21 protein-coding genes are annotated in these 20010 nt (G+C 62.1%); 9 read left to right on the top strand and 12 right to left on the bottom strand.

What is annotated here, in order from left to right; all coding sequences use genetic code 11:
• Positions 1–400: 400 nt before the first annotated feature.
• The 5 genes from CJU94_RS11900 to CJU94_RS11875 form a co-directional block, all read right to left on the bottom strand.
• The gene (locus CJU94_RS11900) at positions 401–1336 is read right to left on the bottom strand and encodes an ATP adenylyltransferase family protein (RefSeq protein WP_095418858.1); all 936 of its coding nucleotides are present in this window, start codon (positions 1334–1336) and stop codon (positions 401–403) included.
• Between the two features lie 42 nt (positions 1337–1378).
• Positions 1379–1864, bottom strand: coding sequence for an adenosine-specific kinase (locus tag CJU94_RS11895; RefSeq protein ID WP_095418857.1), 486 nt, complete (start codon positions 1862–1864; stop codon positions 1379–1381).
• A 637-nt stretch (positions 1865–2501) separates the two neighbouring features.
• Entirely contained in the window at positions 2502–3503 is a 1002-nt protein-coding gene (locus CJU94_RS11885; RefSeq protein ID WP_095418855.1) for an NADP-dependent oxidoreductase, read from the bottom strand.
• A gap of 95 nt (positions 3504–3598) precedes the next feature.
• Positions 3599–4006 (bottom strand): hypothetical protein, encoded by a 408-nt coding sequence (locus CJU94_RS11880; protein ID WP_095418854.1) that lies wholly within the window; start codon positions 4004–4006, stop codon positions 3599–3601.
• A gap of 9 nt (positions 4007–4015) precedes the next feature.
• Positions 4016–4876 (bottom strand): oxidoreductase, encoded by an 861-nt coding sequence (locus CJU94_RS11875; RefSeq protein WP_095418853.1) that lies wholly within the window; start codon positions 4874–4876, stop codon positions 4016–4018.
• Positions 4877–4964: 88 nt separating this feature from the next.
• Here CJU94_RS11875 and CJU94_RS11870 point away from each other — a divergent pair, with 88 nt between their 5' ends.
• Entirely contained in the window at positions 4965–5408 is a 444-nt protein-coding gene (locus CJU94_RS11870; protein ID WP_095418852.1) for a winged helix-turn-helix transcriptional regulator, read from the top strand.
• Positions 5409–5828: 420 nt separating this feature from the next.
• On the opposite strand, the gene CJU94_RS11865 is transcribed toward CJU94_RS11870, so the two are convergent.
• Positions 5829–6794: a LysR family transcriptional regulator gene (locus CJU94_RS11865; protein ID WP_244220823.1), complete on the bottom strand. Its 966-nt coding sequence runs from the start codon at positions 6792–6794 to the stop codon at positions 5829–5831.
• Between the two features lie 101 nt (positions 6795–6895).
• Between CJU94_RS11865 and CJU94_RS11860 the strand changes: the two genes are divergently transcribed.
• Both CJU94_RS11860 and CJU94_RS11855 read left to right on the top strand, forming a co-directional pair.
• Positions 6896–8446, top strand: a complete 1551-nt coding sequence (locus CJU94_RS11860) for an acetolactate synthase large subunit (protein ID WP_095418850.1) — start codon at positions 6896–6898, stop codon at positions 8444–8446.
• 506 nt (positions 8447–8952) lie between these two features.
• On the top strand, positions 8953–9780 hold the full coding sequence (locus CJU94_RS11855) for a class I SAM-dependent methyltransferase (RefSeq protein WP_095418849.1): 828 nt from the start codon (positions 8953–8955) through the stop codon (positions 9778–9780).
• Positions 9781–9916: 136 nt separating this feature from the next.
• On the opposite strand, the gene CJU94_RS11850 is transcribed toward CJU94_RS11855, so the two are convergent.
• Positions 9917–10351: a YybH family protein gene (locus CJU94_RS11850; protein WP_095418848.1), complete on the bottom strand. Its 435-nt coding sequence runs from the start codon at positions 10349–10351 to the stop codon at positions 9917–9919.
• Here CJU94_RS11850 and CJU94_RS11845 point away from each other — a divergent pair.
• The 6 genes from CJU94_RS11845 to CJU94_RS11820 all read left to right on the top strand — a co-directional run bounded on the left by CJU94_RS11845 (position 10350) and on the right by CJU94_RS11820 (position 15196).
• Positions 10350–10607: a hypothetical protein gene (locus tag CJU94_RS11845; protein WP_095418847.1), complete on the top strand. Its 258-nt coding sequence runs from the start codon at positions 10350–10352 to the stop codon at positions 10605–10607. The two genes, CJU94_RS11850 and CJU94_RS11845, sit on opposite strands and share 2 nt — an antisense overlap.
• 106 nt (positions 10608–10713) lie before the next feature.
• Positions 10714–11022 carry an EthD family reductase gene (locus tag CJU94_RS11840; protein ID WP_095418846.1) on the top strand — a complete coding sequence of 103 codons (309 nt, stop codon included), beginning with the start codon at positions 10714–10716 and terminating at the stop codon, positions 11020–11022.
• A gap of 327 nt (positions 11023–11349) precedes the next feature.
• Complete coding sequence (locus CJU94_RS11835) at positions 11350–12189, top strand: ABC transporter permease subunit (RefSeq protein ID WP_095418845.1); 840 nt, start codon at positions 11350–11352, stop codon at positions 12187–12189.
• A complete protein-coding gene (locus CJU94_RS11830) occupies positions 12186–12929 on the top strand; it encodes an ABC transporter ATP-binding protein (RefSeq protein WP_095418844.1) in 744 nt (247 codons plus the stop codon). The genes CJU94_RS11835 and CJU94_RS11830 overlap by 4 nt, the downstream gene beginning before the upstream one ends.
• A 36-nt stretch (positions 12930–12965) precedes the next feature.
• Positions 12966–13970, top strand: a complete 1005-nt coding sequence (locus tag CJU94_RS11825) for an NrtA/SsuA/CpmA family ABC transporter substrate-binding protein (RefSeq protein WP_095418843.1) — start codon at positions 12966–12968, stop codon at positions 13968–13970.
• Between the two features lie 11 nt (positions 13971–13981).
• Entirely contained in the window at positions 13982–15196 is a 1215-nt protein-coding gene (locus tag CJU94_RS11820) for an acyl-CoA dehydrogenase family protein (RefSeq protein ID WP_244220822.1), read from the top strand.
• Positions 15197–15233: 37 nt separating this feature from the next.
• Here the strand turns inward: CJU94_RS11820 and CJU94_RS11815 are convergent, their stop codons facing one another.
• From CJU94_RS11815 to CJU94_RS11795, 5 genes are all read right to left on the bottom strand, one after another.
• The gene (locus tag CJU94_RS11815) at positions 15234–16295 is read right to left on the bottom strand and encodes an LLM class flavin-dependent oxidoreductase (RefSeq protein ID WP_095418841.1); all 1062 of its coding nucleotides are present in this window, start codon (positions 16293–16295) and stop codon (positions 15234–15236) included.
• 150 nt (positions 16296–16445) lie between these two features.
• A complete protein-coding gene (locus CJU94_RS11810; RefSeq protein WP_095418840.1) occupies positions 16446–16829 on the bottom strand; it encodes a nuclear transport factor 2 family protein in 384 nt (127 codons plus the stop codon).
• Between the two features lie 215 nt (positions 16830–17044).
• On the bottom strand, positions 17045–17836 hold the full coding sequence (locus CJU94_RS11805; RefSeq protein WP_095418839.1) for an aspartate/glutamate racemase family protein: 792 nt from the start codon (positions 17834–17836) through the stop codon (positions 17045–17047).
• A 14-nt stretch (positions 17837–17850) separates the two neighbouring features.
• Positions 17851–19266: a dihydropyrimidinase gene (gene hydA, locus CJU94_RS11800; RefSeq protein WP_095418838.1), complete on the bottom strand. Its 1416-nt coding sequence runs from the start codon at positions 19264–19266 to the stop codon at positions 17851–17853.
• Between the two features lie 10 nt (positions 19267–19276).
• Positions 19277–20005: a maleate cis-trans isomerase family protein gene (locus tag CJU94_RS11795; protein ID WP_095418837.1), complete on the bottom strand. Its 729-nt coding sequence runs from the start codon at positions 20003–20005 to the stop codon at positions 19277–19279.
• Positions 20006–20010: the final 5 nt, after the last annotated feature.

Here is a 20010-nt window from a genome sequence, read left to right as displayed (position 1 = left end):
TTCGGGGCGGACCAGCCGTTCGAGTAACCGTTGCATGGATGGGGCGAGTGGCAGAAATGGGCCGCATTGAGACCTTACTTTCGGCCACCACTACGGCCGGATCTACGGTCTCGGGTGGCACAGCTATTTCGCATCTGGAAGCCCTTGCCCATTAAGGTTGGGCCGGAACGTCGTCGCGATCCGGTCGTGAGTTGGCACAACTGTTGTGCCCAACGTTGACAGTTTCAATACGCTCTACGCCACCGGGATCCGGTGCTTTGTCGATGACGAAATGCACGCACTGCCTGGCGCGCAGGATCACACCCGGCAAGGCCTGTACCACTTCACTGTCGGAGGCGCGGTGGACAATCAGCGCCCGTGCACATTCCCGCCTCCGAGGTTCAGCCTTGGAGCGATAACGCTATGCAGATGGGCCCGGTTGACCCACGGCAGCAGGGACCGCGACACGTTGCAGCACGGACATCGGACCGAGCCTTTTAATGACTTCCATCTGTGCTGCGTCACGCACGAAGAGCGATCCGGCAAACCCCAGAGCATTCACTGAAATGCCTTCGACGCATTCTGAATGCCGTGGTACGAGCAGCATCCATCGGCGGGTGACAAGCAGGTTGTACGGTGCCGACTGATGCAATTCGCCATTCACATTGATCGCTCTCAGGCCAGTAGCTTCGAGCAACGCGTGGTAGCAATCGATCGCAGCGTTTGCTGCCTGCCGCGAGGCGGCAGGAGCCAGTTCCAGACGGGCAAACGCGTGCAGGAAAGGCAGGCCGGGTACAGTGCCGATCGGATCTTCCATGCCGCTGGGCCTAAACACGGATTCAACGGGTAGCGGCGGACCTGATTCTCCGAGCGGCAGCGGCACGATCTGCAGATGCTTGTGGCGTTGACTCGCGCCGGATTCCGCTCCACCGTTGTAGAAGCCGAGGCCGTCGAACTCGGCCATGCAGGCGGTCAATGCAACAAAGTCCGCAAACTCGAGCAATGCTTCCTGCGGTTTGAAACAACGGGTGACGATCAGGAGATGATGGTCGACGACGTTGAACTTGTTGAGCAAGGCGACGTGAGTGTCCGAGAGATCGGCCACAAGGAGGTCGGGGTCGTAAGGAAGGAACGGATTCACCGCGCTGCACGCGCCCACCTCCACCTTGCGCGGCTGTCCGGCCTCCTCCTTGCGCGCGAGGCTGGAGACCTGACGGACGAGAAAACGTATTCCGCGATCTTCGAGCACCGTCTGGATTGTCGCGATCGGCCGCAGTGCACCAAGACGCAGCGCGTGCTCAGTCTGACGCAGGATGGCCGGCCACAGCGTGCCGGGGTGCAGATGTAGATGTTCCATGGTTCGATCGGCACGCGGGTCGCGCGAGGAGAGCGGCCGCACCTACACTTTGTAACCGATAGCACGTAACAGATCCTTACGCCATTGAACGTCCTCCTCGTTTTCCACGCCGAGCGGCGGGAACCCGTCAACCACACCCAGGATGCCGCGCCCCTGCTCTGTCTCGGCCACCAGAATCTGCGTGGGATTCGCCGTCGCACAGAATATCCGGCATACCTCCGGCACAGCTTTTATCGCGTTCAGAACATTGACGGGGTAATAGCCATCGCCGAGAAAAATCACGAAGCTGTGGCCCGCACCGATGGCCGTGGCATTCCGGCACGCCAACTCGACCAGGTCGGCGTCGGTGCCAGACCGGCGCACAAGGCGCTTACCTGACGCTTCACAAAAAGCCAAACCAAACTTGATACCCGGAACGGTACCGACCATTGCCTCGTGCAGATCCTCGACAGACTTGATGAAGTGGCTTTGCCCAAGGATGAAGTTCATCACTTCGGGTTTGATGATTGTTACCGTAAGCACTTGCATATCGGACCTCGCTCTGTGCCGCCAGGAACACTGGGGGAGAGGCGGTTTTCGCCAGCAGGCGGGTATCGGTTCATCACGTTTTGTCGGACTGCGACCGCCCCGACCATAATCAAGCCTAGTACGAACCGGACACGCATGCTTGTGCATTTCCTGCACCAAGATGGATTTTCACAGTGCCGGACAGCGCTGGCGAGTCGTATCGGACCGGCCAGGTGGATTCGTGCTCAAGAAGTGTAAATGCCAACGTATCGATATTGTTGGAAGAAGTGTGGCCATTTGTTCGAGCACACCGAACATCTCGCTAAACACGAGAGCGCCCATCCGCGTTGCCCGCCATGCGCAAGCGAGAAGTGTCTGCACGTACCGCAGCCATGTATCGCCAAGACGTCGAAAATAGAGCTGAGATCTCGCCTCGCTTCAATTCGTCCATGGAACGGATGATTAATCTTCGGCGCGATATTGTCGCGACGAGAGGCAATGATGATCGTCTCAGGTCGACCCACAGCAGCCGCTCGGACCTCCGCTGCGCGGGCGGCAGCTCTCAGAGTACAACCGCCGTCCGCCCGGGAATTTCGATCAAAAGCGGCGGGCCGCCTTTGCTTCCCCGGAATGGCCGCCCTTCTGTCGGGCACACCCATCACCTCATCTTGACAACGACTTTGCCTTTGGCTCGCCCGGTATCGACGTAGGCCATCGCCTCCCTGGTCGATTCGAAGGGAAAGATCCGATCCACAACCGGGCGTATGACACCGGAATCGACGAGGGCTGTGATTTGGCGCAGCTGGTCTCCGCTTGCCCTCATGAACAGAAATGAATAGCTAACCTTAAGACGTTTTGCCTGCTTCCTGATCCGATAACTCAGGAGGCGCATCACCAGTGCCAGGAACCGGGACAAACCGAGCTCCTTTGCAAAATCCGGATCCGGTGGACCAGAGATCGAGATGAGCTGTCCGCCGGGTTTGAGCACGCGCAGGGATTTGCTGAGCGTCTGCGCGTCGAGGCTGTTTATAACCACGTCATAGTCGGCAAGGATATTCTCGAAATGGTCCTTCCTGTAGTCGATGACGACGTCGGCACCGAGGCGTTTGACCCAGTTCACGTTCGCCGTGCTTGTTGTCGTCGCGACGAACGCGCCGACATGCTTCGCCAACTGGATCGCAAACGTTCCGACACCACCGGATCCTGCGTGGATGAGAACCTTCTGTCCTTTTGCGAGGTGCGCTTTTTCGATCAACGCCTGCCAGGCAGTCAGACCAACCAGCGGAATGGAGGCGGCCTCTTCCATGGTAAGCGTCTTCGGTTTGATCGAGAGGTCCGCTTCGTTCACTGCAATCAGCTCGGCAAACGCGCCGATCCGATCTTTATTGGGCCGCGCATAGACTTCGTCGCCGGCCTTGAATCGCTGCACGCGCGGTCCAACCCGCACGACCACCCCCGCCACATCATGGCCCAGAACGAGCGGCAAGCGGTAGGGCAAAACGAGCTTGAATTCGCCGTCGCGGATTTTGGAATCCAGAAGGTTCACCCCTGCGGCGTGGACCTGGATCAATACGTCATCGTCGTGTAGTTCCGGTTCCGGCATTTCGCCAATCCGCACGCCATCCTTGCGTCCATAGCGTTCGAGAATAAATGCTCGCATAGTGTTTTGTTTCCCAGATTTGACTTGTCGGTCCATGCGTTCTTTTCTTGGCAGCGATCGGGACCTGAGCCTGCACCCCGCAGCATGCTCCGCAACTACGAACTCAGTGTTCCTGCTTCGTGGCTCGCGTCCCCGATGCGTGCGACGCACACGAACGCCAGAGCAAGCGCGGCTTCTATCAGGACGGCAGCCAGGATGCCGGACCGGGCATGGCCGGTGAGGAGCTCGAAGACCCCAAGGCCCGCAAGAGTTAAGCACGCAACAGTAAAACCTTTAACGAGAGCGGAACGGGCGGACGATGGTTCGGCGTTCCTCGCCGAGAAGAACATCACCCCAATGCCGACATACAGAGCAGCTCCGCGCCGACCGATCAGTCCGACCGGATATGAGAACTCGACACCCCACCTTGACGGAAAGAAACTCGGCGCAAGCATCCAGGCGAATCCCAAAGCGAAGAAAACGAGTGCAGACAGGATGGCAAGATTGCGGAAGTTGACGTTCATGGCGATCTGCTATTTTTGCGGGACCGGACTGCCAGACCGCGACGCCGGTATCGTGTCGAGCCGCAGGTCCTTCCGAAGCGCGGCATCCACCATGCCCGCCGGCGCGAATCTGCGCAGCAATTGCAGACGACTCGCGAGCGCGCCGGCTGGGTACCGGAGTCTCGGACGAACCGCAACTGCAGCCCTCAGCACGACGTCGGCCACGACGCGGGGCTCAGTGGCGCTTGCCATTACCTCATTGACACGGTTGCTGACGACCGCACGAGCCTCGCGGTATGCATCGAGCTTGGCATCGGGCTCCAGAAAATTCGCGTCGAACGGCGTCTTCGTGTAAGCCGGCTCAATAACCGAGACACGGATGCCCCAGGTGCGAAGTTCATGGTCGAGCGATTCGGAATAACCTTCAATTGCATGCTTCGTTGCGGCATAGAGCGCACCGTACGGCATCGGCACGAAACCGAGCACCGAGCCGATGTTGACGATGCGACCACTGCGCTGGTGTCGCATGTGGGGCACGACGGCGCGAGTCATCCGGACGACTCCAAAGAAGTTCGTGTCGAAGATCGATCGGGCCTGCTCGATCGAGCTTTCTTCGGCGCCGGCCGGAGCGACACCAAAGCCCGCGTTATTCACCAGCACGTCGATGCGACCCGCCTGTCGTATGACTTCGTTGACCACGGCGGCGACGGATTCATCGCTGGTGACGTCGAGGGTCAGCATCTCGAAGGATCGCTGGCCGGTGAGGGCCGCCCGTCTGCTGGTGCCGAAGACCGTGTAGCCTGCGTCGGCGAGCCGCTGTGCGGTGGCTTGCCCGATGCCGGAAGATGCCCCCGTAACAAGGGCCACGCCCAAATTCCTTCTGTCGACCATGCGAAGCTCCGTGTAAGAGGACTGTAGTAACTATCAATTTGAAATCGACTATACTGGTAAATCGAGAGCATGTCACTATCAAAATAGTATGGACGACAAGAATTTTTGCGATGAGCCGTGTCCGATCGCGCGCAGCCTGGGTGTCGCCGGCGACGCGTGGAGCATCCTTATCCTGCGCGACGCCCATGCCGGTCTCACACGCTTTGACCAGTTCCGCAAAAGTCTGGGCATTGCACCGACCATGCTGACCCGGCGACTGGCAACGCTGACAGAGGAGGGACTGCTGGAAAAACGCCGCTACTCTGAGCACCCGCCGCGCGAGGAGTACCTTCTGACGGCTGCCGGGCGAGACTTCCTGCCGGTGCTCTTCATGATCGGTGCATGGGGGCGGCAATACCGTGGCGACGGCAAGCTGGTTCGCTTCCTGGATGCGGAAACAGGAACTGAGATCAGGGCGGTGGCGATCGACGAGGTCACGGGAGCGAGGATCGGGACTCGTCCGATACGCGTTGTCGACCCGGGCAAAGATTGACGCTGCGATGATTGCGCTGCCTCGCTTCGTGACGTAGGTCAGCCGAACGCCCCAGGGCTTCGATTCTGATGGATCCCGCTGGCAAATCTATTGGGCCGCACAGTCCGTGACAGTCGGCTAGCTGAGCCTAAGCAGGCGCTCTGATGTCTGGGTGCAAGCGAGATCGACCGGCCGAAACCGGCCGCTTTGCAACGAATGCAGAACATTCGAGGCCATCCTGCGCCGCCGGATAACCAGCTTCCTCAGCCGGATCACAACGATCGCGTCCCCACGCCGACGCATGCCGTCGACAGAACCACTTCGGCGTTGCTGCCCGCTTTGTGCGGCGTGTTATCACGCCCCGCCAGCCGCCCATCTGCGCGGCACGGTCCGCAATTCACGATTAGCGGCCGGGGAGGTGTCGATCGGAAACCCTCCGAGTCACAAAAACATCGCACCATCGGCCACCAGCGCGGGAGTGATCCGGCTCTTGAGCAGATCGAGCCACGCCTTGGTTTTTGCGTCGAGAAAGTGTCTGGAGGGGTACAACGCGAAAACACCGATTTCCGGTGTGCGCCAGGACGGCAGGACTCGAACGAGGCGCCCGCTACGAATCGACTCCTTGATCGTAAAGAACGGCAACAACGATATTCCACTGCCCTGCTCCGCCACGCTTAACAGCACGTCCGGGTTGTCGGCAATGATCGGCCCGCCGGGTTGCATCCGGAATGACCGCTTGCCCGATATCAGTTCCCATTGCGCGGGCGCGGAAAAATTGACTAGCTGCACACAGGCATGATCCTGCAGGTCGCGCGGGTGCTTCGGCGCGCCGCGCAGCGCAACGTATTCCGGTGCCGCGCATAGCACGCTGAATATCTTCCCCAACGGCAGCGCGACCAGCCCGGAATCGGAGAGCTCCCGCGTGATATAGATGCCGACGTCAATGCCCTCCGCGAGAAGCGCAGGCGCGTATTGCGAAGTCGCGTACTCGATGCTCACCTTCGGAAACTCGGCGCAAAACGCTGCGATTTGGGGCACGACGTAACGATTGCCAAAGTTACCCATGCATTGAACTCTGAGCCGCCCGGCCGGTTCGATCGTCGATCCCGATGCAAACGCCTCCGCCACGTTGACGCGTTCGAGGATATCCCGGCACTGAGCCACATACGCCTCGCCTGTGCTCGTCAATGCAATCCGACGGGTCGTTCTCTGGAGCAGTCGGGTACGAAGCCGCTCTTCCAGCCCGGAAACGAGGCGGGATATCTGCGCGGTGGTGAGATCCATTTGCTCGGCCGCGGATGTGAAGGTGCCGGCGTCCACGACTCTGACAAACGCCGTCATTGCATGAAGCAGTCCGTAATCGAGATTCTTACGCATGGGGTAATAAAGTTTCCAATCCGGCTCCATTGTTACGCACATTAAGACTGCCGAGAATGGCCGTCAAGCGGTGCCGCGTCCAATCCCCGGGATGTCGGCGCTCACTTATCGACCTCTTTGGAGCAAACACCATGAACGGTGCGGAAAGCCTGCTGAAGTCGCTCGTTGCCAGCGACGTGGAAGTGTGTTTCGGCAACCCCGGCACATCGGAAATGCATTTTGTCGCGGCACTCGACGCCGTAAAGGAAATGAGGCCCGTACTAGGCTTGCAGGAAAACGTCGTGACGGGCGCGGCGGATGGATATGCACGCATGGCGGGCAAGCCGGCCGCCACGCTCCTGCACCTTGGTCCGGGGCTCGCGAACGGTCTGAGCAACCTCCACAACGCACGCCGGGCTTCCAGTCCGATCGTCAATATCGTCGGCGACCATGCGTCATCGCACGCACGATACGACGCACCGCTTGCGTCGGACATCGCGGGCTTCGCGCGCCCGGTGTCCGATTGGGTGCACTCGTCCACGAGTGCCCGATCCGTCGGCGCGGATGCGGCGCGCGCCGTAGCCGCCGCGCGGTCGGCGCCGGGACAGATCGCGACGCTGATCCTGCCGGCCGACACGGCGTGGGACGCCGCCGAAAGCGTCGCGGCACCGCTGCCACTTCTGCCGCGCATGCATGCCGACGGGTCGACGATCGACCGTGTCGCCAGCGCCCTGAAGCGAGGCGTGAAGACCGTCCTGCTGATGAGAGGCGCAGCGCTGCTCGGCGATGCGCTGACAGCAGCGGGCAAGATCGCGGCGAAGACCGGCGCGCGGCTCGTGTGCGACACCTTTGCCCCACGCCTCGAGCGTGGCGAAGACCGGGTACCGGTGGAGCGGCTTCCGTATTTCGGCGAGCACGCAGCCGAATTCCTCGCCGGAACCGAACTGCTGATCCTGGTCGGCGCGCGCCCCCCTGTCAGTTTCTTCGCGTATCCCGACAAACCCGGCTGGTTGACGCCCGAGGGTTGCGAGATCACCGTGCTGACGCATCCGCACGAAGACAGCGCGGCCGCATTGTCGGCCCTCATGGAGGCGGTGGATGCGCGGGGCGCGCAGGCACGGGTCACCCGGCGGGAAGCCATCGCGCTGTCGCTCGACGGCGCGCTCGACGCGAAAAGCATTGCTCAGATCGTGGCGATGCACCTGCCTGTGAACTCGATCGTGGCCGACGAGGGCATCTCGTCGACCCTGCCTCATTACGAAATCCTGAACAACGCCGCATCGCACGATTTTCTTAACCTGACCGGCGGCGCGATCGGCAGCATGATGGCGGTCTCGACCGGCGCCGGCATTGCGAGTCCAGACCGCAAGATCGTGACGCTGGTCGGCGACGGCAGCGCGATGTACACCGTCCAGTCGCTCTGGACCCAGGCACGCGAGAACCTCGACATTGTCACTGTCGTGTTCGCCAATCGCGGCTACAAAGTGCTCAACAACGAGTTGCTCCGCGTGGGCGCTGCGTCGAATGGTCCCGGCGCCGCGGCGATGCTCGACCTCGGCAGACCGGCGTTGGACTGGGCGTCTATCGGACAGGGCCTCGGTGTGCCCGCCTTTCGCGCGCGTTCCCGCCGCGCCTTCGAGGAGGCGTTCGCGGCCGCGATGGCGCAACGCGGCCCCCGCCTGATCGAAGCGGTGATCGAGTAATCGTCGCGCTGGGCGAAGCGCGCTCGCGGCTGAATGGTCGATCGGGTCGTTCGCGAATGGGCGGCCGACACGAAACGCCAGTCAAGCGTGACGCGATTGCATTGCGATTGGTTGGCTTGCAACGGATGTCGCGCCTGCGGCGGCTCAGCCGTGGTTTGCAAGGTCATTGCGCGGCTTTCTCTTCGGTGATCGGCCGATCAGTATCGGTGGACTGCTGACGTGTCTGAGCGTTGAGGCGGTGTTGGGCTATTTCGCCATGGTCTCGCTGCTCGGATCGATTGTGGTCGGCGCTTTCGCGTTGGGAACGGGCGGCCCGATGCGAGACCGCGGCCGCCCCAAGCCGTGTTCGATTCGACGATTGTGTGGAATAGCGCAAGCGGTCATAGTGCGGTCGGAAAGCGAACCCAGGCCCACGCGCCAAGGATGCCAGAGCGGATCCTTGCGGCACGACTGTTCAATCCGTTGCGCTGCACCTAGAATTTCCGCATGAGCATGAAGGAGGCGCCATGGACAGCTTCGACAGCGTCGGTACCGACATTCGCTTCGCTGGCTCAATCCCCGAGCTCTATGACAGTCATCTCGTTCCGCTGATTTTCGAACCCTACGCCGCGGATCTCGCGAAGCGGGTCGCCGCGCACCAGCCGTCCCGTGTGCTCGAGACCGCGGCCGGCACTGGCGTGGTGACCCGCGCAATGGCGCATGCATTGCCCGCACATGTCGAGCTCGTGGCGACCGACCTGAATCAGCCGATGCTCGATCGCGCCGCGGCAATCGGCACCCCAAGGCCGGTCACGTGGCAACAGGCAGACGCGACCCGGCTGCCGTTCGACGACGCGAGTTTCGACATGGTCGTCTGTCAGTTCGGGGCCATGTTTTTTCCGGACAGAGCGCGCGCCTTCTCTGAAGCCCGGCGCGTCCTTCGGCGCGGCGGCCTGTTCCTGTTCAACGTGTGGGATCGCATCGAGGAAAACGAGTTGGCCGATACCGTCACGGCGACGCTCGCTGCCCTCTTCCCGGCGGACCCACCGCTTTTCATGGTGCGCACACCGCACGGCTATTTCGACACGCATGTGATTTCCCGCGATCTCGCGGCTGCGGGCTTCGACGCGGCGCCGCGCGTCGAAACGATCGCGGCGCGCAGCCGCGCGGCATCGGCGCGCGTGCCGGCCGTCGCCTATTGCCAGGGAACGCCGTTGCGCAACGAGATCGAGGCCCGTTCCGCAGCGGGTCTTCAAGAGGCGACGGCAGCGTCCGCGGCTGCCATCGTTGAGCGATTCGGCACGGGACCAGTCGACGCGAAGATTCAGGCACACGTGATCCAGGTCCAGCGCTGACGGGCCCAGCGTTGCTGCGGGGATCCGGCAACCATGCCCGCCCCCCATGGCGGATACGTGGTCGACCCGCAAGCGCACAACCGCCTACGGCCGTATACGCCCTGAAAATCCCCTTGAGAATCCCTTTACCGCTCGATCAAAGACCCCGGCCGTCTCTCAAGACAGCTTCTCCCGTGCGGGGATTGGTCAGGGTGACGTTTTCGAGTGCCTTGATTCGCCACTCGCCGACCTGCCGCGTCAGCACGGCCAGGATCAGCGTATCGACGGCATGCGCGCCCGCCGGATGCGCCGCACCCACCGTGAGGCGGCTCCAGAAATGCATGAGCGTTGCGTCCTCGCCGATCGCGACCACGTCGATCAACTCGTTCTCCAGCGTTGAATCGCTGTAGATGGTTGCGTGGATAGGCGCGTGCAGCTTGATAATCGCCTCCACGCCGCGCACGTAGTGCCCGAAACGGTTCACGAATGTCGCATCGTCATGGAACAGTGCTCCGAGCGACTCCATGTCGTGGTTGTTCCAGGCGGTCTGAAACACGTGAAGCGCGTCTTCGGGTTGTCTCATTTGAGTCATGTGGATTCTCGCCTCTGTCTACATTGACATGGCCGCCGTTCACATCGGGCGCTTGCTGTCCGGCGGCCAATGCCAATTCTGCCCTGCCATCGAATTGCTCGATTCGACGCGTCAAGCAAGCATGCGCGACGATCTCTACCAGCCCGTGCCGTCCATCGTGCACGAAATGCTGCCGCTTGCAATCAGCCGGTTCACGGCGCGTTGTCCGGGCGTAGAATCCAAGCTGAAATCTCGCCCGGGTAAAACGGCTGGATAGCCGAACCCGTATCAGTCTGGCACGATCCCGGCCGCCGGCGGAGTGGAGCGCGAGACGCTCATTCTGTCACGCACCGCACTCGCCGGGTCCTCAAGGAGACATGACCATGGCAAAGCTCGTCGCACTGTACAAGACACCGTCAGACCCGACCGCGTTCGACGCGCACTACTTTTCGAAGCATGTGCCGCTTGCGAAAACGATATCCGGGCTTCAGCGCTACCAAGTCAGCGCCGGGCCGGTAGCCACCCCGCAAGGTGCCTCCCCGTATTATCTCGCAGCGATCCTGAGCTTTGATTCGATGGATTCCCTGCAGCAGGCACTCAGTTCACCTGAAGGCAAAGCGACAGCGAGCGATCTGGCCAATTTCGCCCAGGCCGGTGTCGAGCTGCTCGTGTTCGATACTAAGGACGTTTAAACACGGCGCGTGGAAAGCTTACCCGCCCCCCCACGCGCCCCACTATCAAGCAACCCTGGAAAAGACACCAACGCCCGAGCCGTCGCGCGCCAACCGTCGACCGCTGCAGGCAATGCGCGAGAACTGAAAAGCAAAGCATAAAAAACTGTTTGTCATCGCAATGCCAGTCGGCCTCTAATAACAAACTCGCCTTCGCGAGGCACCGCCTTTTGCCGATACATCTTCGCCATCCGGATCACTGGGCAAAATGAATTCGCCCTGAGGTGTGTTGACCCGTACTGGCTCCCTCTCGGAGCAGTCCTTTTTCATGGCTAATCTGGGACCGACATGGCAGACGTCACTTATTCTCGCAGCAGCTATGTCGCTTCGACCCGGTTCTACCGGGGCGTGTCGAAACGCGCGTTCTACAGATGGCTATCGTGGATCGTCCCCGCTCTAATACTCGTACTGTGGCAAGTTGCGGCGCGCGTTGGACTGATTGCCCCTCAGGTGCTGCCCGCCCCGAGCAGTGTTGCCGCAACCGCGCTGGATCTGGCCAGAAACGGCGAACTCTTCGTTCACCTGGGCGTTTCACTGTTACGGGCCGCCGCGGGCTTTGCGATCGGCGGCACGATCGGACTTGCACTCGGCATCCTGGTCGGCTTTTCGCCGCTCGCGCAGGCGCTGCTGGATCGCTCGATCCAGATGGTGCGCGCGATTCCTTTTCTCGCGATGCTGCCGCTCGTCATCGTCTGGTTCGGGGTCGGCGAAGCGGCGAAAATCTTTCTGGTCGCGCTCGCCGTACTGTTCCCCATCTACATCAACACCATGCTTGGGATTCGCCAGATCGATCCGAAGCTGATGGAACTCGCCAAGGTCATCGGGCTGGACAGGAGCGCGGTTGTGCGACGGATCATTCTGCCCGGTGCGATGCCGTCGATTCTCACGGGCGTGCGTTATGCGCTCGCCCATGCCTGGCTCGCGCTGGTCATCGCCGAAACGCTCGCGACCACGAAAGGCATCGGCTTTCTGGCCATGGATGCCCGCGAATTCCTCCAGACCAACGTCATCCTGTTGACCATGATCATCTACGCGATCATCGGCGTCGTGGCGGACGCGCTGGTGCGGCTGCTTGAAGCGCATTTCCTCTCATGGCACGCGAACTACACCGACGGAGCGCACAAGTGAGCCTCGATCTTGCACTGCCCCAGGATGCCGCCGCTCCGGTTCTCACCGAAGCGCGGGCAGACCGCGCCCCCCTCGCCGTCTCGGTGCGTGGTCTGCAGCGCCGCTACGGCACCCGTGTCGTTATCGACGCGCTGGACCTCGATATCCGCGAAGGTGAATTTGTCGCGCTGCTCGGCGAAAGCGGATGTGGCAAGACTACCCTGTTGCGCGCGCTGGCCGGGCTCGATCAGCCCGACGCCGGTCAGATTCGCGCGCCCGAACGTCCTTCCGTCGTGTTCCAGGAGCACCGTCTCCTGCCTTGGGCGACGCTGTGGGAGAACGTCGCGCTCGGTCATGAAACGACGGTTGGCCGCTCCGGGGCGGCGCGCGCATTGGCCGAAGTCGGACTTTGCGGCCGCGAAGACGACTGGCCGCGCAACCTCTCTGGCGGTCAGGCGCAACGCGTGGCGCTGGCGCGCGGCCTCGTCCGCGAGCCCGCGTTGCTGCTGCTCGACGAACCATTCGCGGCGCTCGACGCGCTCACGCGCATCAAGATGCACGGACTCGTCGAGGAACTCATCGCGCGCCATCACCCCGGCGTGTTGCTCGTGACACATGACGTCGACGAAGCGCTCACGCTCGCCGACCGGATTCTCGTCATGCGCGCGGGGCGCATCGCGGCTTCCTTCGAACCCAAACACCACACGCCGCAGGCACTGCGGCCGATCCTGCTCGATGAACTCGGCGTTCAGTCCCACTGAGCGCTTTTTCCGCATGACTCCAAGGACCTGATAAGGATGAACGATTCTTCATTGAGCCGCCGCCAACTGTTGCGCGCGGCGGGTGGCCTGCTGGCCGGCGCCGCCGCCAGCAGCCTGTTTCCGGTTCGCGCAGCCGAGCCGCGCAAGCTGACCCGCAACACCGATACTGTTCGCGTCGGCTGGGGCTACGGCGCCCTGCCGGACATTGCCAAACAGCGCGGCGTATTCGAAAAGACGCTGGCTGCAAAAGGCATCAAGGTCGAATGGGTCGGGCCGTTCCCGAATCACGCGCCTTCGATTCAGGCTGTGGTCGGCGGCAGCGCGGATTTCGGCTTCTGGGGATCGACGACACCCGCACTGGCCGCGATGCTGGCCGGCTCACCGCTCGTCTTCAATGCGTTCGACATCTATTCGCCCCGCTCGACCGCGATCATCGTGAAGAAATCGAGCGGTATCCATTCGGTGGCCGATCTGGTGGGCCGCAAAGTGGCGATCAACCGGTCGGGATTGGGTGAATTCCTGCTGATCGCAGCGCTGGAAAAGCATCATATCGACCGCAGCAAGGTCGAGTTCGTCTACCTGAATCCGCCCGATGCCGCGCCGGCGTTTGCGCAAGGTGTAGTCGACGCGTGGTCGATGTGGTCCCCGGCCGTGGATATCGCGCGCCACGCCAACGACGCCAGGGACATTTTCAACGAAGGACGCGACCTCGATTTCCCGATCGATTACAGCTCTCTCGTGACGCGCCGAAAATTTACCGAAGAGAATTCCGAACTGATTCGCGCAGTGATCGACGCGTACTACGTCGAAGGCGCGTGGCAGTCGGCGCACTCCGCCGAATCCGAACAGCTCGTGCAGCAGGAAGCCAGATATCCGGATCAGGTGCGCGACTATCTGACGAGCCTCAAGCGTGTGAATCAATTCCACGAACCCGACGACGCCGCATTCATCGCGCAGTTCCAACGCGCCGCCGACTGGCTCGCGGAACGCAAGATCATCAAGTCGCGAATCAAGGTCGCGGATTACAGCGTCAAGGTTTGATGAGGCACATCATGGGAACCACGCTTATTTCGCCATTGTCCGCCACACTCGGGTTTGCTGAAAGCATCGCCCATATCGCATCGACTGCGGCGGAGCGGGAACGGAATCATCGTCTGCCGCACGAGGAGATCGCGATGCTCAAGGCGCTCGGCTTCGGCGCGCTGCGCCTGCCGGCCGACGCCGGCGCGCAAGACGTGTCGTTGAGCGGATTGTTCGTCGTGGCACGCGACGTCGCCGCGGCGGATTCGAACATCGCTCACGCTTTTCGCAATCATCTGTGGCAAGTCGAAGCGGCGCTCAGACGCCGGGACCACCCGTTCCATGCGCACGTTCTCGATCTGACGAGGAACAGGAAAACCGTCGGCCTCAGTTTCACCGAGAGCGATGCGGTGGCGGCCGGCGCGCGACCGAGCCAGGTCCTGAGCCGGCTCGAATGGGACGAAGCGCGGCGCGCGTATCTCGGCTCAGGCGAGAAGGTCTACGCGACCGGCAATCTCTACAACGACGCATTCGTCGGCCTCGCAGTGGAAAGCCGTGAAGGCAGGACCGTGCAATACGTGTTCGACCGCGGCCAGGGCGTCAGCAACGACGACGACTGGCAAGGATTCGGTCAGCGCCTCACGGGCTCAGGCACGGCTAAGTTTCATGCCGTGACCGTGCCCGCGGCTCATGTCTATCCGACCGACCCGCCGCGAACCGGCGAAGCGGCGCCGTGGGGATACACCTTTCACCAGGTCTATCTGACCAACTGCATTGCAGGCATCGTGCGGCGGGTCGCGTTGGACGCCGTCGAGGTTCTGCGCGCACGCGGGCGCAACTTCTATCACGGCGACGCGGCGCATCCCACGGACGAGCCTGTGCTGCAAACGCTGCTCGGCCGCATTCGCGCCTATGCAGCCAGCGTCGAGGCCACCGCCGATCGCGCCGTGGCAGCGCTTCAGCGTGCCTGGGACAGCTATGCAACCGTGGACGAATACGACACCACGCTGGCTGCCACGTTCGCGGCGGCGGAAGCCAAGGTCGTGATCGACGACCTCGCCCCGCAGATCGCCAGCTGGCTGATCGACCTCGGGTCGGGCTCGGTCGTGTCTCGTGTGGGCGCGCTGGACCGGCATTGGCGCAACATCAAGGTGATTGCTTCACACAATCCGCGCCTGTACAAGGAACGGCTCCTCGGGCAGAACCTGCTGAACGGCCAGCTTCCGCCCACCGGCGCGTTCTTCTGATCACACCACGTCGCGCGCGCTTCGGGCCCGGCTGCGCTCAGTTGGACAGCAGCCGGCGAACGCGCGGCACGACCTCCTCCGCGAAGCTGCGCATGTCGGCTTCGAAAGGCTGGAACTGCAGCATGAAGAGTTCGATGCCCGCCCGGTGAAACGCGGCGACGCGCCGCGCAACGCTATCGTAATCGCCGACGAGCCCCGCGGCCGTGCCGCCGTTCGAACCGACCCGCGGCGATTGCGCGAAGGTCTGGTGCATCACGGCTTTCGGATCGATATTGGCCTTCTGCCGTTCGCGCAGCGGCTTGTCGAGCTCGGCCAGCTCGAACAGGTGGGCGAGGTGCGCCTCTGCCTGCGCCGGTGTTTCGCGTGCGATCACGAAGGCCGACAGCCCGAAACGCAATGCATCCTGCCCGGCGGGACGCGCGCGAGCGGAGACGTCGGCGATGAGACGCGCGACATCGTCATGCGGTTGTCCGTTGATGAACCACACGTCGCCGTGCGCCGCCACCAGTTCGCGCGCCGGCTCCGATTCGCCGCCCACATAGATGCGCGGGCGCGCGCGAAACGGATCGGCAGGACGCAAGCGGTATTCGTCGATACGAAAGTGATCGCCGTGATGATTGAGGACTTCGCCGCGCAGCAGCGCGGCGACGACTTCGATCCATTCGCGGCCGTACGCGTAGCGCTCATCGTGCTCGGGAAAGCCAATGCCGGCCCGTTCGAGCTCCGGACGATTCCACGCGTTCACCAGGTTGATCGCAAAGCGCCCGCCGCTGATGTGCTCGATCTGCTGGGCCATCTTCGCGAGCACGACCGGATGATAGAGATAGGGCTTGATCGCCGTGATGATCTCGATGCGCGACGTGAGCGCCGCCAATGCAGCCGATGCGGTCCATGCCTCGAGCTGGTCGAGCGAAGGGTCGTGCGGATTGATGGTGTGCTGGGCGACGAGCACCGAGTCGTAGCCGAGGCGCTCGGCCTCGAGTACGAGCGCCTTGTTGCGCGCCCACGAGGCGTCGTAGGGTTCGGCGGGATCCTGCAATGCGGCTCGGCTGCCGTGCACGAGCGCCCAGACGCCGAAGCGTGGAAGTTTGACTGACATCGATTAGATACGCGAGGAAAGCGAAAGGGCAAAACGCCCATGCTACCCTCGCCGGCGCGCGCGGCCTTCCAATTTCTATCGATATGGAAGTGACGCAAATGCATTAAGCGCGGCGTTGCGACCGCCTCGATCGATCGCCGCAACGCGTTGTTACGCGATCTGCTGGACCCATTGGCTCCGCCAAGCCGGTGCTTCGAAAGGCTCCGAAAAATACTGGGTCTCGTGAACGACCTTGCCGTTGCTGAACTCCATAATGCTCACCGTGTAGTTCAGTCGGTCGCCATAGGTGATGGCGTATTCAGTGATCCAAAGATCACCTTCTCCCTGAATTCGCCTGACATCGAACCCTGCCGGCTTGCCCGGATGATGACTCCGGAGTGCCTGCAAGTTCTTTCGCCCGAGGATTCGTTCGCCCGACTGAGGATAGTCACAGACGGCGTCGGCGTCGTAAATATCGTGCTCCGCGTCGAGATCGCCGGCCGCGGACGCCTGCCAGTGTGCATTCAGGGCTTCACGTATTTCTCTTTCCTGCATGGCGTGCCTCCGGCTACCCGTTGACGTTTTCGATCGCGCGACGCGCGGCATTGCGGGTTGATCAAAGCCCTTCCTTGACTATTCAATACGAATAGCTGAAAGAGATAGTCTCGATCACCCGCTACTCAGGCTTGAATGTGAAGACGATACTCCTTTCCTCCAGCGCTTCCTGAACCAGGCGGCCTGTTGTCGATCAGGGCGGTGCGACCCCCTCATCATCCGCCGGTCTGAGCGGCTGGCGTGGTACGCGCGGATAAGTCGCTCGGTCCACCGTTCAGTAGCCGTTCGAGCGGCTCGGGCAGACCCCGGTTCGGTTTGACTGGCGGATGGCTGAAACTGCCCTTCGTCGCTTTCTTCGGACTTAGCCGGATAAGGCCCTCAAGCTGGGTAATCGCACTCGACACGCCATCCACCACCGGCACCGGCAGTTCGTTGCGGATCTCCCGTGCGAGCCCTGCAAGGGGCGCGCCGGCGATGATAACGACGTCGGCACCGTCCTCGTCTACCACCTGATTGCACAAAACCTTCAGTCTTGCGGCGTAATCCTGTTGCACGCTGCCGATATCGCGCAACGGCTCCTCGAGCGCGCGAATGCTGGCGAGCCGGCTCGCCAGATGACTGCGTTCGACAGTCTCGCGATACCACGCCTTGATTCGCGGCGAGATCGCAATGATCGAGAAGCGCTGCCCGAGCGCTGCCGCGGTGATGAGGGAGGACTCGGTCAGGCCGACGACCGGCACGTCGATCAGTTCCTTGATGCCCTGGAGGCCCGGATCACCAAATGCTGCAACCACGACACCATCGTAAGTGCCATGGCGCTCGGCGGCCACGCACGCTGTCGCGTAAGCGCCGACCAATGCTTCAAAGCGTGTCTCGATGTACGCGACGCCGAACTGTGCGGTCGCGACCTCGATTTCCGTGCCAGGCGATGCACTGCGCTGCGCCTCCGCATGAATCAGCTTCGACACGCTTTCGGAGATGTTTGGGTTGATCACCAGTATCTTCATGCTGCGCTCCGATATCAGAGGTCGACGAACTGCGGCTTGCCAGCGGCGAGAAAGCGGCCACGACCGGCCTCCGGCCCGAGATAGCGGCCGCTCTCGACCAGCAGTTCGCCGCGTGACAGGCAGTGCTGCGGCCAACCTTGCACGCTTCGGCCTTCGTACGGCGTGTAGTCGACGTTGTGGTGCAGTGCGTCGTTGTGGATGGTGACCTGCTTGCGCGGGTCCCACAGCACGATGTCGGCATCGGCGCCAATCGCGATCGTACCCTTGCGCGGATAGAGGCCGTACAGCTTCGCGGGGTTCAGGGAGGTCAGCTCGACGAACTTGTTCAATGACAGCGTGCCGCGGCTCACCCCATCGAACAGCAGCGGCAACCGCGTCTCGATGCCGGGAATGCCGTTCGGGATATGCTCGAACGACACCTCTTTGCCTCCGGGCTTTTTGCCTTGCGGATCGTCGTATGAGAACGGCGCATGGTCGGACGAGAACACACTGAAAACGCCGCGCTTTAGCGCACTCCACACGGCCTTCTGGCTCGACGCGTCGCGCGGCGGCGGACTGCAAACGCACTTCGCGCCGTGATAACCATCCTCATGGCCGAGGTCCGCGGCACTCAGGTACAGGTACTGCGGGCAGGTCTCAGCGTAAATGTTGAGGCCGCGCCGCTGGGCCCATTCAATCTGCTCGATCGCGTCCTCGCCAGACACGTGAACGATAAGGATAGGCACGTCGACGAGTTCGGACAAAGCAATGGCGCGGTGCGTCGCCTCTCGCTCGATCACCCCTGGCCGTGACACCGCGTGATACTTTGGCGCGTGTTTTCCGGCTTCGGTGAGCTTGTCCGTCAGCCACGCGATGCAGTCGGAATTCTCCGCATGCACCATGACGAGCGCCTCGTTGCGCCGCGCAACATCCATCACCTCGAGGATTTCGCGGTCGCTGAGCTTGAGGTCATCGTAGGTCATGTAGATCTTGAACGACGTGTAACCGGCCGCGATCAGTTCCGGCAACTCGCGCTCCAGAACCTCCGGCGTCGGATCGGAGACAATCAGGTGGAACGCATAGTCGGTGACCGCGCGACCGTTGGCGCGGCGATGGTAGTCGTCGACCGCGGACTTCAGCGACTGGCCCTTCGCCTGTGCGGCAAAGGGAATCACGGTCGTGGTGCCGCCGCACACGGCAGCACGCGTGCCCGTGTGGAAATCGTCCGCCATCTTCAGCCCGTCGGGCATTGGCTGATCCAGATGGCAATGGGCGTCGATACCGCCGGGCAACGCCAGCAGGCCGGTGGCGTCGAGTTCGCGCCTTGCTGCATCGAGATGCCGGCCCAGCGCGACGACGATGCCGTCCTTCACGCCAATATCGCAGCTAAAACGCTCTGACGCGGTCACCACGTCAGCGTTACGGATGACCAGGTCGTACATGGTTGTCATGGCAGATCCCTTACGCGACTTCGGCAAAGAGCCGGCCCCAGCCCGCGAGCCGGGTCGTATCGTAGCCGACGAGTTTTAGCGATTTCCATACCACGGTGGAAATGGTGTCGTAGAGGGGAATACCATGGTGCTGCTCCACCTCTGAGGCAAGATGCGCGGCGCGCAGGTTGGTGCAGAAGGTGACGATTGCCTCCGGGCGGTGCATCGCGACCTCGCCGATCTGTGCGCGCAGCGTATCTTCGGTCACTTCGGAAAACTGGAAGTTCACCTTCAGGCCCAGGTGATTTTCGCAAGAGCAGTCGATGCCTTTGTCGCGGTAATTCGCGACGATCCTCTGCTGGACTTCCTTGAGGTATGGAGTGACCAGGCCGAATTTTTTCACGCCGGCTTTCTCCAGGATCTCGTTGAGCGCCAGCACCGACGTGGTCGCGGGGATACCGGTCGCGTCCTCGATCTCGCGGCACAGGCGGCGGTCGGTCTCGAAACCGAGCCAGCCGGACGAAGTGCCATTCCATGCGATGACATCGACCTTCGCGTCGGCCAGCAGCCTGGCGGCCTGAATGATATGGGTCGTGTCGAACTGTCCGAGCGCCCGCTCGGACAGAGAGATCTCGGTGACCGTGAAGCGCGAGAAATGGACGCTGACACCGGGCAACTGGGCCACCATTGCGCTTGTAATCGGTTCGAGCGCGGTGTTCGACGAAGGGGTAAGCATGCCGATCAGGACGCGTTTGCTCATGATGA

The organism is Paraburkholderia aromaticivorans (assembly GCF_002278075.1).
GTDB lineage: Bacteria > Pseudomonadota > Gammaproteobacteria > Burkholderiales > Burkholderiaceae > Paraburkholderia > Paraburkholderia aromaticivorans.
This window is presented reverse-complemented; position numbering and strand designations above follow the sequence as displayed.

Excerpts from the sequence above, each read along its gene's own strand:
- CJU94_RS11900 (WP_095418858.1), bottom strand. The coding sequence starts at position 1,336 with ATGGAACATCTACATCTGCACCCCGGCACGCTGTGGCCGGCCATCCTG.
- CJU94_RS11895 (WP_095418857.1), bottom strand. The coding sequence starts at position 1,864 with ATGCAAGTGCTTACGGTAACAATCATCAAACCCGAAGTGATGAACTTC.
- CJU94_RS11885 (WP_095418855.1), bottom strand. The coding sequence starts at position 3,503 with ATGCGAGCATTTATTCTCGAACGCTATGGACGCAAGGATGGCGTGCGG.
- CJU94_RS11880 (WP_095418854.1), bottom strand. The coding sequence starts at position 4,006 with ATGAACGTCAACTTCCGCAATCTTGCCATCCTGTCTGCACTCGTTTTC.
- CJU94_RS11875 (WP_095418853.1), bottom strand. The coding sequence starts at position 4,876 with ATGGTCGACAGAAGGAATTTGGGCGTGGCCCTTGTTACGGGGGCATCT.
- CJU94_RS11870 (WP_095418852.1), top strand. The coding sequence starts at position 4,965 with ATGGACGACAAGAATTTTTGCGATGAGCCGTGTCCGATCGCGCGCAGC.
- CJU94_RS11865 (WP_244220823.1), bottom strand. The coding sequence starts at position 6,794 with ATGGAGCCGGATTGGAAACTTTATTACCCCATGCGTAAGAATCTCGAT.
- CJU94_RS11860 (WP_095418850.1), top strand. The coding sequence starts at position 6,896 with ATGAACGGTGCGGAAAGCCTGCTGAAGTCGCTCGTTGCCAGCGACGTG.
- CJU94_RS11855 (WP_095418849.1), top strand. The coding sequence starts at position 8,953 with ATGGACAGCTTCGACAGCGTCGGTACCGACATTCGCTTCGCTGGCTCA.
- CJU94_RS11845 (WP_095418847.1), top strand. The coding sequence starts at position 10,350 with ATGTGGATTCTCGCCTCTGTCTACATTGACATGGCCGCCGTTCACATC.
- CJU94_RS11850 (WP_095418848.1), bottom strand. The coding sequence starts at position 10,351 with ATGACTCAAATGAGACAACCCGAAGACGCGCTTCACGTGTTTCAGACC.
- CJU94_RS11840 (WP_095418846.1), top strand. The coding sequence starts at position 10,714 with ATGGCAAAGCTCGTCGCACTGTACAAGACACCGTCAGACCCGACCGCG.
- CJU94_RS11835 (WP_095418845.1), top strand. The coding sequence starts at position 11,350 with ATGGCAGACGTCACTTATTCTCGCAGCAGCTATGTCGCTTCGACCCGG.
- CJU94_RS11825 (WP_095418843.1), top strand. The coding sequence starts at position 12,966 with ATGAACGATTCTTCATTGAGCCGCCGCCAACTGTTGCGCGCGGCGGGT.
- CJU94_RS11820 (WP_244220822.1), top strand. The coding sequence starts at position 13,982 with ATGGGAACCACGCTTATTTCGCCATTGTCCGCCACACTCGGGTTTGCT.
- CJU94_RS11815 (WP_095418841.1), bottom strand. The coding sequence starts at position 16,295 with ATGTCAGTCAAACTTCCACGCTTCGGCGTCTGGGCGCTCGTGCACGGC.
- CJU94_RS11810 (WP_095418840.1), bottom strand. The coding sequence starts at position 16,829 with ATGCAGGAAAGAGAAATACGTGAAGCCCTGAATGCACACTGGCAGGCG.
- CJU94_RS11805 (WP_095418839.1), bottom strand. The coding sequence starts at position 17,836 with ATGAAGATACTGGTGATCAACCCAAACATCTCCGAAAGCGTGTCGAAG.
- hydA (WP_095418838.1), bottom strand. The coding sequence starts at position 19,266 with ATGACAACCATGTACGACCTGGTCATCCGTAACGCTGACGTGGTGACC.
- CJU94_RS11795 (WP_095418837.1), bottom strand. The coding sequence starts at position 20,005 with ATGAGCAAACGCGTCCTGATCGGCATGCTTACCCCTTCGTCGAACACC.